This window comes from Ruminococcus sp. RTP21484sp1_RTP21281st1_A8_RTP21281_210402 (assembly GCF_040914025.1).
Taxonomy (GTDB): domain Bacteria; phylum Bacillota; class Clostridia; order Lachnospirales; family Lachnospiraceae; genus Blautia_A; species Blautia_A faecis.
Genome location: NZ_JBCPGE010000057.1, coordinates 15,513 through 27,662, shown reverse-complemented (window position 1 = coordinate 27,662; position 12,150 = coordinate 15,513). Strand labels below are relative to the sequence as shown.

14 protein-coding genes and 2 pseudogenes are annotated in these 12,150 nt (G+C 45.8%); 15 read left to right on the top strand and 1 reads right to left on the bottom strand.

The genetic code is table 11. The features are described from left to right. Positions 1 to 12 precede the first annotated feature (12 nt). Positions 13 to 111, bottom strand: coding sequence for a hypothetical protein (locus AB5170_RS19760; protein WP_368361365.1), 99 nt, complete (start codon positions 109 to 111; stop codon positions 13 to 15). On the opposite strand from AB5170_RS19760, the pseudogene AB5170_RS19755 reads away from it, so the two are divergent. The 15 genes and pseudogenes from AB5170_RS19755 (at position 106) to AB5170_RS19685 (ending at position 11,874) form a co-directional block, all read left to right on the top strand. Then, positions 106 to 284: pseudogene (locus AB5170_RS19755) on the top strand (DUF6783 domain-containing protein). The gene AB5170_RS19760 and the pseudogene AB5170_RS19755 overlap by 6 nt on opposite strands. 204 nt (positions 285 to 488) lie before the next feature. After that, positions 489 to 752, top strand: a complete 264-nt coding sequence (locus AB5170_RS19750) for an AtpZ/AtpI family protein (RefSeq protein ID WP_118582116.1) — start codon at positions 489 to 491, stop codon at positions 750 to 752. A 14-nt stretch (positions 753 to 766) separates the two neighbouring features. Then, positions 767 to 832 (top strand): annotated as a pseudogene (locus tag AB5170_RS19745) (DUF6783 domain-containing protein); the annotation flags it as partial. 6 nt (positions 833 to 838) lie between these two features. Beyond that, complete coding sequence (locus AB5170_RS19740; protein ID WP_118582119.1) at positions 839 to 1,264, top strand: ATP synthase subunit I; 426 nt, start codon at positions 839 to 841, stop codon at positions 1,262 to 1,264. 108 nt (positions 1,265 to 1,372) lie between these two features. After that, complete coding sequence (locus AB5170_RS19735) at positions 1,373 to 2,131, top strand: F0F1 ATP synthase subunit A (RefSeq protein WP_118582122.1); 759 nt, start codon at positions 1,373 to 1,375, stop codon at positions 2,129 to 2,131. A 122-nt stretch (positions 2,132 to 2,253) separates the two neighbouring features. Further along, the gene (atpE, locus tag AB5170_RS19730) at positions 2,254 to 2,532 is read left to right on the top strand and encodes an ATP synthase F0 subunit C (RefSeq protein ID WP_179962564.1); all 279 of its coding nucleotides are present in this window, start codon (positions 2,254 to 2,256) and stop codon (positions 2,530 to 2,532) included. Positions 2,533 to 2,675: 143 nt separating this feature from the next. Continuing rightward, complete coding sequence (atpF, locus tag AB5170_RS19725; protein ID WP_195380086.1) at positions 2,676 to 3,179, top strand: F0F1 ATP synthase subunit B; 504 nt, start codon at positions 2,676 to 2,678, stop codon at positions 3,177 to 3,179. Beyond that, positions 3,176 to 3,715 (top strand): ATP synthase F1 subunit delta, encoded by a 540-nt coding sequence (gene atpH / locus AB5170_RS19720; RefSeq protein WP_118582128.1) that lies wholly within the window; start codon positions 3,176 to 3,178, stop codon positions 3,713 to 3,715. The genes atpF and atpH overlap by 4 nt, the downstream gene beginning before the upstream one ends. A gap of 15 nt (positions 3,716 to 3,730) precedes the next feature. Continuing rightward, positions 3,731 to 5,260, top strand: a complete 1,530-nt coding sequence (gene atpA, locus AB5170_RS19715) for a F0F1 ATP synthase subunit alpha (RefSeq protein WP_118582131.1) — start codon at positions 3,731 to 3,733, stop codon at positions 5,258 to 5,260. Between the two features lie 22 nt (positions 5,261 to 5,282). Next, entirely contained in the window at positions 5,283 to 6,137 is an 855-nt protein-coding gene (gene atpG, locus AB5170_RS19710; protein WP_195380087.1) for an ATP synthase F1 subunit gamma, read from the top strand. Positions 6,138 to 6,171: 34 nt separating this feature from the next. Next, positions 6,172 to 7,575 (top strand): F0F1 ATP synthase subunit beta, encoded by a 1,404-nt coding sequence (atpD, locus tag AB5170_RS19705; protein ID WP_148461013.1) that lies wholly within the window; start codon positions 6,172 to 6,174, stop codon positions 7,573 to 7,575. Between the two features lie 12 nt (positions 7,576 to 7,587). Beyond that, positions 7,588 to 7,989: an ATP synthase F1 subunit epsilon gene (gene atpC / locus AB5170_RS19700; RefSeq protein WP_148461014.1), complete on the top strand. Its 402-nt coding sequence runs from the start codon at positions 7,588 to 7,590 to the stop codon at positions 7,987 to 7,989. Positions 7,990 to 8,328: 339 nt separating this feature from the next. After that, positions 8,329 to 9,795 carry a sodium-dependent transporter gene (locus tag AB5170_RS19695; protein ID WP_173770104.1) on the top strand — a complete coding sequence of 489 codons (1,467 nt, stop codon included), beginning with the start codon at positions 8,329 to 8,331 and terminating at the stop codon, positions 9,793 to 9,795. Between the two features lie 45 nt (positions 9,796 to 9,840). Then, on the top strand, positions 9,841 to 11,034 hold the full coding sequence (locus tag AB5170_RS19690) for a pyridoxal phosphate-dependent aminotransferase (RefSeq protein WP_173735282.1): 1,194 nt from the start codon (positions 9,841 to 9,843) through the stop codon (positions 11,032 to 11,034). A gap of 129 nt (positions 11,035 to 11,163) precedes the next feature. Further along, a complete protein-coding gene (locus AB5170_RS19685; protein ID WP_148461016.1) occupies positions 11,164 to 11,874 on the top strand; it encodes a glycosyltransferase family 2 protein in 711 nt (236 codons plus the stop codon). Positions 11,875 to 12,150: the final 276 nt, after the last annotated feature.

The window sequence follows — 12,150 nt, the reverse complement described above, 5'->3', positions numbered from 1 at the left end:
TTTTTCTTTATTTTAACATGAAAAAGGGTAAACGAATATATGTTTTGTGCAACTTTTATTTTTCAAACACGCTCTAGAGCGTGTTTCAAAAATCATTCCCGCAATCTGCACGCCCCACTTTGCGGTATATTTTGCCCTCTTTCAGTCGACGTAGCCCGCTACGCCGCCCTCAATCGGACAAATCTCCCACAAATTGTGAAGTACATCTTGCAGAAAGCCTTTTTCAAACACGCTCTAGAGCCTGTTTCAAACACATTCTAGACAATACTACCTGCAGTGTCTGAATTTTAGTCAATGTTTAACAATTGTATAACGACAAAATAACAAGAATTTGGTAGCATGTAATTACTTTTTGAAGTGTGAAAAAATTGACGATATGCAATAAAATAGAAGCCAATTTTTAAATAATATGCACAAAAAAAGTTGCTATCCACACTGAATTGTGTTAAAATCTGTCTATAAAATGAGACTTGCGACAGGAGGCTTTTATGAAAAAATGGGGAGATATTATCAAGAATATGACTTTGCTTAGTCAATTTAGTTTATCCTTTATCACTCCTCTGCTTCTGTGCCTGCTGATCTGCTGGTGGATGAGTACCAGCCTGGGAATAGGAGAATGGATTTTTATTCCTGGCTTTTTTTTCGGACTGGGAGGCTCCTTTACAGTAGCCTATAAGCTTTACCTGTCCGTAACCGGACATCAGAAGAAAGAGAAAAAGAAGAATAAAGTTTCATTTAACAGACATCATTAGAGTGTGTTTGAGGAATCATTCCTGCAAAGTGTGACGTACATTTTGCAGAAAACCTTTTTCAAACACGTTTCAGAAGGGAGATTTGTATGAGCAAAATGTTTGCAGATGTGCAGCCGGCAGTGAGGAAAGAGACGAAGAAGGTGGCGATTGGTACATTTGTATGCGTAGTCCTGATGTGGGCTGTATTTGGAATCGGACATCTGGCAGTGCCGGAGCAGATTCCGTTTGATTATACAGTGCTTCTCGCCGGATTTATCGGCGGGATGGTGGCAGTACTGAACTTTTTCCTTATGGGACTGACCGTTCAGAAGATAGTTTCCATGGAGGACGATAAACAGGCTGCAGCGAAGATGAAGGCCAGCTATAGTCAGAGAATGATGCTTCAGCTTATCTGGGGCGTTCTGGCGATTGCGGTTCCCTGTTTTCAGTTTGTAGCCGGAATCTTACCATTGCTTTTTCCAAACATTGTGATCAAGACAGTTGGAATCATTGGGGGGAGGAAGGCCGCATAATGATATATACAATTTTATGTAACTATTCAGCAGGTACTGCTCCGCGAAGTGTGTGACAGATGTGGTACGGAACAGTTACAAATTTATAATGACAGGAGGTGAGAGTACATGGATATCGAAATAACCGGTGGCAGGATATTCTATACGTTTCCGTTCGAGATTCCCATCCTGGGGAAATTCCAGATCACGGAGACTCTGGTTGTAAGCTGGCTGGTTATGCTGTTGATCACAGGACTTTGTATCTGGCTGACACATGATCTGAAAGTGGAGAAAATATCCAGGAGACAGGCTGTGGCTGAACTTCTGGTGGAGACAGCAAATAAGTTCGTCATCGGAAATATGGGTGAGAAATTCAGCTATATGATTCCTTTTGTGGCGGCGCTTTTTGCCACCAGTGTGGTATCCAACCTGATCAGCCTTGTAGGACTGCGAAGCCCTACAGCAGATCTTTCCACAGAAGCTGCATGGGCAGTTGTTGTATTTACCATGATCACGGCACAGAAGATCAAGACAAATGGTTTCGGTGGATATATGAAGGGATTTACAACTCCGATCCCTATTATGACACCATTTAATATTCTTTCTGAGATCGCCACACCGATCAGTATGGCGTGCCGTCATTTTGGAAATATTCTTTCCGGTGTAGTTATCAATGGTTTGATCTATGCAGCGCTGGCGCTGGCAAGCTCCAAACTGTTTGGATTGATTCCGGGTATTGTGGGAGATGTTTTGTCGAAGATCCCATTCCTGGACGTTGGTATTCCGGCAATTATGTCAGTTTATTTTGACTGGTTTTCCGGAATCATGCAGGCATTTATTTTCTGTATGCTGACTGTTATGTATATAGCAAATGCAGCAGAAGAATAGCGTAAAGAAGGCGGATGTTCACGAAGTGGGCAGAAAATCGGAAAATGCAGAAAATATTTTGCAGTTTTCGGATAAATTGAATTTTTAACAAGAGAAATCATAAATAACAGGAGGATTTGATTATGGATTTTACAGTATTGGCAAAAGGTATCGCACTGGCTGGTTGTGCAATTGGTGCTGGTCTTGCACTGATCGCAGGTATCGGACCTGGTATTGGAGAAGGTAACGCAGTTGCAAAAGCTCTGGAAGCAATCGGACGTCAGCCAGAGTGTAAAGGTGATGTAACCTCTACCATGCTTCTTGGTTGTGCGATCGCAGAGACTACAGGTATTTACGGTTTCGTAACCGGTCTGCTTCTGATCTTTGTTGCACCTGGTACCTTCATGAAGTTCCTTGGATAATTAAGGACAAGTATCACAGGCGTTACCATTCACAGACCGCTGTTATGGAAGCTCCATAGAGACGGCACCAAAGCAGCTGGTTTCTATACTGGTAAGATACTGGAACGGTATGAATGGTAGCAGTTACAACAGGAGGTTAGAACATGCAGGTACAGGAACTTGTAGGAATTGTGCCGTGGACGTTTATCGCACAGATCTGCAATCTTTTTCTTCAAATGTATCTGATAAAAAGATTTTTGTTTAAGCCTGTCAATGAAATGCTTCAGAAGAGAAGATCAATGGCAGATGCCGAAATCCAGGATGCTACAAAGGCGAAGGAAGAAGCTCTTGCCATGAAGACAGAGTATGAACAGAATATGCAGCAGGCCAAAGCAAAGGCCAGTGATATTGTCACAGAGGCACAGAGGACAGCTTCCCTCCAGAGTGAGGAGATCCTGAAAAGTGCAGCCCAGGAAGCCCGTGCTATGAAAGAGAAGGCTGAGAGCGACATTGCACAGGAGAAACGAAAAGCTGTCAATGAGGTGAAGAATGAGATCGGCGGCATGGCAATGGAGATTGCCGGCAAGGTGATCGAGCGTGAGATCAAAGAAGAGGATCACGCGAAACTGATCGACGAGTTTATTTCGAATGTAGGTGAGGCATCATGACGCAGATTGCCAGATTATATGGCAGCAGCATGTATGATCTTGCTGCTGAAGAACAGCTTACCGACACTGTGCTGGAGCAGATGCAGACAATCCGGCAGCTTTTCCGGGAGAATCCCGATTATGTGAAATTGTTGTCAGAGCCTTCGATCCCGAAGGAAGAGAGGACAAAACTTCTTGATACTGCATTTGGAACAGAAGCAGAACGGTATCTGGTGAATTTTCTGAAACTGCTGTGTGAGCGCGGAATCCTGGGAGAGTATTCCGGATGCTGTGAGGAATTTACACGGCGGTACAATGTGGACCATAACATTGCCACTGCAGTGGTGACCAGCGCGGTTGCACTGACAGATGAGCAGATGGCAGCGCTTAAGGACAAGCTGGAGAAGATAAGCGGTAAGACCGTTACCCTGACCCAGAAGACAGATCCTACAGTGCTTGCAGGTCTTAAAGTGGAACTGGAGGGCAGACAGCTGGACGGTACAGTAAAGAGCCGTCTGGATGATCTTTCCAGGAAATTAAACGAGCTTATAGTATAAGGATGGATAGAGAAAATGCAGCTTAAACCTGAAGAAATTTCAAAAGTCATCCGCAGTCAGATCAAATACTACGATAACGCTATCAAACAGAATGAGACCGGTACGGTTCTTATGGTTGGTGATGGTATTGCAAGAGCCAGCGGTCTTATCAACTGTATGGCAGGAGAGCTTCTTGAGTTTGAGGACGGAAGCTTCGGAATGGCGCAGAACCTGGAAGAAAACAGTGTTTCTATCGTTTTATTTGGGGATGATTCCGGTATTGGCGAAGGTCAGACCGTAAAGCGCACCGGAAAGGTGGTATCCGTTCCGGTTGGTGAGGCTATGATCGGGCGAGTTGTAAATGCCCTTGGACAGCCTATTGACGGTGCAGGACCTGTAGTGACAAGTGAATACAGGGCGATTGAGAGCCCGGCACCAGGTATCTGCGAGAGACAGGGCGTTAACCAGCCTCTGCAGACCGGTATTAAGGCAATTGACTCCATGGTTCCCATTGGAAGAGGTCAGCGTGAGCTGATCATCGGTGACCGTCAGACTGGTAAGACCACTCTGGCAGCAGATACTATTATCAATCAGAAGGGGAAGGACGTGATCTGTATCTATGTTGCAATTGGTCAGAAGCGTTCCACCGTATCTTCCCTGGTTGAGACTCTTACAAGAAATGGCGCTATGGATTATACCATCGTTGTAGCGGCTACTGCTTCAGAAGCCAGCCCGCTGCAGTACATTGCACCGTATTCCGGATGTGCAATGGGTGAATATTTTATGTATAAGGGAAAAGATGTACTTATCATTTACGATGATTTAAGTAAGCATGCGGTTGCTTATCGTGCACTTTCCCTGCTGATCCGTCGTCCACCGGGACGTGAGGCATATCCTGGAGATGTTTTCTATCTCCATTCCAGACTTCTGGAGCGTGCCGCAAGACTGGATGAGGCACACGGCGGCGGTTCCCTGACTGCACTTCCGATCATCGAGACACAGGCAGGAGACGTTTCCGCATATATTCCCACTAACGTTATTTCCATCACAGACGGACAGATTTTCCTGGAGACAGAGCTGTTCCATTCCGGTGTTATGCCGGCTGTAAACCCTGGTATTTCCGTATCACGAGTTGGTGGAAATGCACAGATCAAGGCAATGAAGAAGGTTGCCGGTACTTTGAAGCTGATTTATTCCCAGTATCGAGAGCTGCAGAGCTTTGCTCAGTTTGGATCTGATCTGGATGCAGATACCAAGGCCAGACTGGAGCAGGGAGCCCGTATTGTGGAGGTTCTGAAGCAGAACCAGAATGCGCCGGTTCCAGTTGAGAAGCAGGTAGCTATCCTTTATGCAGTAACCAAGGGAATCCTTTCCAGGGTTGCTACAGAGGATGTAAGAACCTATGAAGCTGGTCTTTATACCTGGATTGACAGTGATGCACAGGGTGCTGCTGCAATGCAGGAAATCCGTTCCACAGGTGCATTATCTGCGGAGACAGAAGAGAAGCTGAAGGGCGCATTGGAACAGTATACTGAGAATTTTGTAAATACAAGACCTGAGAAATAAATTGTGACAAGGAGGACTTTTTATGGCTGCAAACATGAAAGCGGTAAAGCTGCGGATCAAAAGTGTGCAGAGCACTATGCAGATTACCAAGGCAATGGAACTTGTAGCATCCTCCAAACTGCGTAAAGCAAAAGAAAGGGCGGAAGTCTGCCGGCCTTATTTTGAGACCATGCATCAGACCCTTGTGGATATTGCCCGGGGGAATACAGATTTTTCCTCTGTATATGCCAGAGAATCCGGGAATGAGAAGCGCTGCTATGTGCTGATCGCCGGAGACCGTGGTCTGGCTGGCGGATATAACACCAACTTGTTTAAATGTCTGGAAGCAGCCTCTTTGAATCAGGATTTCCTGGTTCTTCCCATTGGGAAAAAGGCTGTGGAGTATTCGAAGCGAAATGGATTTGCCTGTGTTACAGAAAGCTTTGGTGAAATTGCCGATGTTTCTGTTGCAGACTGCTTTGAGATGGCGAATCTGCTCTGCGGGGAATTTAAGAAGGGAGAATTTGGACACATTGATCTTTGTTACACAAAGTTTGTTTCCGTGCTTTCCCAGCAGCCATCGGCGATACCGGTGCTGCCTCTGAAGGACCTGACAGATAAACAGGATACAAAGAGCATCCGGAATCTGATTCTGTATGAGCCGGATGCGTCGGAAGTATTTGATGCCATCGTTCCGGAGTATCTGGCTGGTTTGATCTATGGTGCGGTTTGCGAGAGCGTAGCCAGTGAGCTGGCTGCAAGACGTACCGCCATGGAGGCTGCGACCAACAATGCCGAGGAAATGATCGAGAAGCTGAATCTGCATTACAACCGGGCACGTCAGGCAAGCATCACGCAGGAGATCACAGAGATTGTTGGAGGTGCGGAGGGTGTATGACCCATCGCATAGTATGTTATAAGGAGACTGCTAAATGAGCGAAAAACACATTGGCGAGGTGGTGCAGGTAATCGGTCCGGTACTGGATATCCGGTTCGGGCATGACGAGCTGCCGGCACTTCTCAATGCCATCGAAATTGATCATGAAGGCACAAAGCTCACAGCAGAGGTTGCTCAGCAGATCGGGGATAATACGGTACGCTGTATCGCCATGAATTCCACCGATGGTCTGGTAAGAGGAACCAAGGCTGTAGATACTGGTGAACCCATCAAGGTTCCAGTTGGAGAAGAGTGCCTTGGACGAGTATTTAATCTTCTTGGTGATCCGGTAGATAATCTTCCGGCACCAGAGACGAAAGAGCACTGGGCAATCCACCGTCCGGCACCATCCTATGAGGAGCAGATGCCGGCAACTGAGATCCTGGAGACCGGTATCAAGGTTGTTGACCTGATCTGCCCTTATGCAAAAGGTGGTAAGATCGGTCTGTTCGGAGGTGCTGGTGTTGGCAAAACAGTTCTTATTATGGAGCTGATCCACAATGTTGCCACAGCACACGGCGGACTTTCCGTATTTACAGGTGTTGGAGAGCGTACCCGTGAGGGTAATGACCTTTACAATGAAATGAAGGAAAGCGGCGTTATCGACAAAACTGCACTGGTTTATGGTCAGATGAACGAGCCGCCGGGAGCACGTATGCGAGTTGGTCTTTCCGGACTGACTATGGCAGAGTATTTCCGTGATGTGAAGAATCAGGACGTGCTTCTTTTCATTGATAATATTTTCCGTTTTACACAGGCTGGCTCAGAGGTTTCCGCACTTCTTGGACGTATGCCTTCCGCTGTAGGTTATCAGCCAACTCTGGCTACTGAGATGGGTGCCCTTCAGGAGCGTATCACTTCTACCAGAAAGGGTTCCATCACATCTGTACAGGCTGTTTATGTACCTGCCGATGACCTTACAGACCCGGCTCCGGCTACTACATTTACCCATCTGGATGCGACCACCGTACTTTCCCGTGAGATCGCCAGCCAGGGTATTTATCCGGCAGTGGATCCGCTTGATTCCACCAGCCGTATCCTTTCCCCGGAGGTAGTTGGACAGGAGCATTATGAGATTGCACGTGCAGTACAGAGAGTTCTGCAGCGTTATAAAGAACTGCAGGATATTATTGCAATTATGGGTATGGATGAGCTTTCAGAAGAGGATAAGCTGACAGTAAGCCGCGCGCGTAAGGTGCAGCGATTCCTGTCACAGAGCTTCTCTGTAGCAGAGCAGTTTACAGGTATGCCGGGACAGTACGTTCCGCTGAAAGAGACTCTCCGTGGATTTAAGATGATCCTGGATGGCGAGTGCGACAGTATTCCAGAGAGCTGCTTCCTGTTTGCCGGAACTATTGACGATGTATTTGAGAAAGCAAAAAATAACCAGAATCAGTAAAGGAGGCTGCCTATGAGGACATTTCCCCTTAGAATCGGTACCCCCGACGGCCTGCTTTTTGAGGGAGAGGTGCAGCGCATTGTGTGCCGCAGCATTACCGGTGATCTGGCAATCCTGGCAGGACACTGCAACTTCTGTACCGCTCTTGGAATGGGCGAGGCCCATGTGATACTGGAGAATGGCACCAGCCGCAGTGCAGCCTGCATCGGCGGCATGCTCACCGTAATGGATGGCAATTGCAGTCTTCTTGCAACCACCTGGGAATGGCAGGAGGACATCGACGCCGACCGCGCTGGAAAAGCCAAAGAGCGTGCCCAGGAAAAGCTGGCCCAGGGTGGACTTTCCGATAAGGAATACAAGATCGTAGAAGCCAAGCTGCAGAGGGCGCTGGTGAGACTTAGTGTGAAAAGTTAAGGAATAATGAAAGAGGACAGTTTTGCCTGGAAAATGGTGTTTAAGGTGAGACTGTTCTTTTTATGTATAAAAGTTTGCGGACACCAATACATTGGTCTCTGTTACTGCGAAAAAATCGTAAATTATCACCAATGATTTATTTTCGACTTTAAAACGTCAAATTTCCATCACATAAAAGCGTTGACATAAAAGTGTGGGCGCGTTACAATAAGATATCAGGAAAAATATGAAAAAGGGCTGGATATAACCGGTCCTTTTTATTACTTTCCAACAAAAACAAAGCCTGGAAGGTGCAGCTGCCAGGCACTATAAAATGAAAAAGAAAACAAGGGGGACGATTTGAAAGAACGAGAAACCTTTGGATCACGGCTGGGATTTATCCTGGTCTCTGCAGGATGCGCCATTGGACTTGGAAACGTGTGGAAGTTTCCGTATATGGCGGGAAAATATGGTGGAGCGGCATTTATTCTGATTTACCTGATATTTCTGGTTTTGTTGGGATTGCCAGTACTGGTATGTGAATTCGCAGTAGGACGTGCAAGCCGTAAAAGCACGGCAAGGGCATTTCACGACCTGGAACCGGAGGGCGCCAACTTCCATAATTTCAGCTACATGAGCATGGTTTCCAACTATGTGCTGATGATGTTCTACACCATGGTTGCAGGATGGATGCTTTACTACTGTTATGCAATGGCAGCCGGCAAACTGGACGGGAAAGATTCTGCACAGGTGGCAGACTATTTTACAGGACTTCAGGATTCAGCTGGTACAATGACTTTATGGATGATCATTGTAGTTGTTTTATCCTTCGGAGTGTGCTCTTTGGGAGTGCAGCGTGGCCTGGAGAAAATCACAAAAGTAATGATGATATGTCTTCTGGCGCTGATCGTAGTGCTTGCGGTTCATTCGCTTACGCTTGACGGAGCGATGGAGGGAGTGAAATTTTACCTGGTGCCGGATTTTGCCGCTATGGCCGAGATCGGAATCGGAAATGTGATCTTTGGGGCACTGTCGCAGGCATTTTTTACATTAAGTATTGGTGCAGGCTCTATGACGATTTTCGGAAGCTATCTTGGAAAGGATAGATCCCTTCTGGGAGAATCTCTGCATATTACGATTCTGGATACCTTTGTCGCATTGATGGCAGGATTGATCATTATTCCGGCATGCTTCGCATTTGGTGTGGAGCCAGGAGCAGGCCCGGGACTTGTATTTATTACATTGCCTAATGTATTTAACCAGATGACAGGAGGGAAAATCTGGGGAGCTCTGTTTTTCCTGTTTATGTCCTTTGCCTCCCTGTCTACTGTAATTGCGGTCTTTGAAAATATTATATCCTATTCAATGGACAGAAAAGGCTGGAGCCGTGGAAAAGCTGTTATAGTCAACATGGTGGCAATGATCCTTCTTTCTCTGCCGGCAGTATTTGGCTTCAACATTTTGTCAGGAATACAGCCGCTTGGAGCAGGAACGAACATCATGGATCTGGAAGATTTCATTGTATCCAATAATATTCTTCCACTGGGTTCTGTAGTATTTGTAATGTTCTGCGTGTCCAAATATGGCTGGGGCTGGAAGCGCTTTATTAAAGAGGCGGATACCGGAGAAGGGCTGAAATTCCCTGCAAACGTACAGAAATACATGCTGTATGTGATTCCGGCGATTGTAGTTGTGATTTATCTGAAAGGATATTATGATATGTTCAGCCCGAAGGGACCGGTTGTGCTGACCGTGTGGATGATTGTGAGTCTGCTGGTGCTGGGACTTGTAGGATGGATTATATTTGGGAAAAATAAGACGAAATAATAGAGAAATCTTAATAAGAAATAAGCAAAAGAGGAGTGACATAAAATGATAGCAGAAAAAATGAAACCATATGTAAAAAACAATTCTGCAATCCGTATGATGTTCGAGGAAGGCAATCGCCTTCGCGCGATTTACGGACCGGAAAATGTATTTGATTTCAGCCTTGGAAATCCAAGCGTTCCCGCACCGGATTGTGTTCGTCAGGCCATTATTGATCTGGTAAATGAGGAAGAACCGACAGTTCTCCATGGCTATATGAGCAATGCAGGATTCGAGGATGTTCGCCAGACAATTGCAGAGTCCCTGAACCGTCGATTTGGCACTTCTTTTGCAGCAAAAAATCTGATCATGACAGTTGGTGCAGCCAGCGGATTGAACGTAGCATTTAAGACAATCCTGAATCCTGGAGAAGAGGTGATCGTTTTTGCACCTTATTTTCTGGAGTATGGTGCATATGTACGCAATTATGACGGCAATCTTGTGGAAATCTCACCGGATACTACCACATTCCAGCCGAATCTGAAGGAATTTGAGGAGAAAATCACACCGAAGACCCGTGCTGTCATTGTGAATACTCCTCACAATCCGACTGGAGTTGTTTATTCAGAAGAAACAATCAGGAAACTTACGTCAATTCTGGAAGCGAAGCAGAAAGAATTTGGCACAGTGATTTACCTGATTTCTGATGAGCCATATAGAGAACTGGCCTATGACGGCGTACAGGTACCCTATCTGACAAAATATTATGCAAATACAATCGTAGGCTATTCCTACAGCAAATCCCTTTCTCTTCCAGGTGAGCGTATCGGTTATCTGGTTATTCCAGACGAGGCAGACGGAAGCGAGGAACTGATCGCAGCAGCAGCCATTGCTAATCGTACTATCGGCTGCGTAAATGCTCCATCCCTGATCCAGAAAGTAATCGCGAAATGCGTAGATGCAGAGGTAGATGTGGCAGCTTACGACAAGAACCGCCTTGCTCTTTACAATGGACTGAAAGAACTGGGATTTGAATGTATCAAGCCACAGGGAGCGTTTTATTTATTCGTGAAATCTCCAGTTACAGATGAAAAAGCCTTCTGCGAAGCTGGCAAAAAATACAATATCCTTATGGTGCCAGGAAGCTCCTTTGCCTGCCCTGGATATGTAAGACTGGCTTATTGTGTATCGTATGACACGATTATGAACTCTTTGCCCCAGTTTGGAAAATTAGCAGAAGAATTTGGGCTGAAAGCGTGATTTCTGTGTACCGCGAAGCGTGTAGCAGTGAAGGTACTGAACAGTTACAATATGATATATAAAGTACGGTTAAAGATATGCTGTTAAAGCTTAAAGCCTGTTTGAAAAATCAGTAAATGGGAGGAAGTTATGTCCAGTTTATATATCGTAATTCCGGCATATAATGAATCGGAGAATATTGAGAAAACCATTGACCAGTGGTACCCAGTAGTGGAACGTCATAACGACGAGGGAAATTCCAGACTGGTGATTATTAACGATGGAAGTAAAGACAACACCTACGAACTTCTGCAGAAATGTGCCGCTACAAGACCCCTTCTTGTCCCACTGGATAAACCAAACGGCGGTCACGGTCCTACAGTACTTTATGGATATCGCTACGCCATCCGGCAGAAAGCCGATTATATTTTCCAGACTGATTCCGACGGTCAGACCAATCCAGACGAATTCGAGCCATTTTGGAACCAGAGGGGCCGGTATGATGCAATAATCGGCAGCCGCGCTGTACGTGGCGACGGAAAATCCAGAAAATTCGTAGAGAATGTTGTATGCTTTCTGCTGAGAATGATCTTCGGTGTAAAAGTTTCCGACGCCAATGCGCCGTACCGCCTGATGAAATCCAGCCTGGTAGCCAAATATATCGACAAACTCCCAGAAGATTTCAACATCCCCAACATTATGTTTACAACATACTTCGTCCATTACAAAGAGAAAGTTAAATTCATTGAAATCACCTTCAAACCCAGACAGGGCGGAACTAATTCCATTAATGTGAAGAAGATTGTGAAAATTGGCTGGAAGGCTGTGAAGGACTTCTATAAACTAAAAAAAGAATTGTAAGGGCTTGCCTTTCCAGTAACCAGCGATTTTGCAATGTATATTCGCAAGCCGCGCATTTTAGGAGCGGTTTTAGTGGAGGCGAGATCCATGACTTACGGAGACTTAGGCGCGAAGGCTTTTCTGAGCGTCTTAGTCTCCGTAAGTCATTAGCTTGCCGGAACACCTGGACGCGCGGCGGTGAATATACATTGTGAAATCGCGTCCGGAATAACGACCAACTCACTAAATCGCAATTATACAAAAGAGCAGATAAATCTTACTCAACCTAAGATCTAT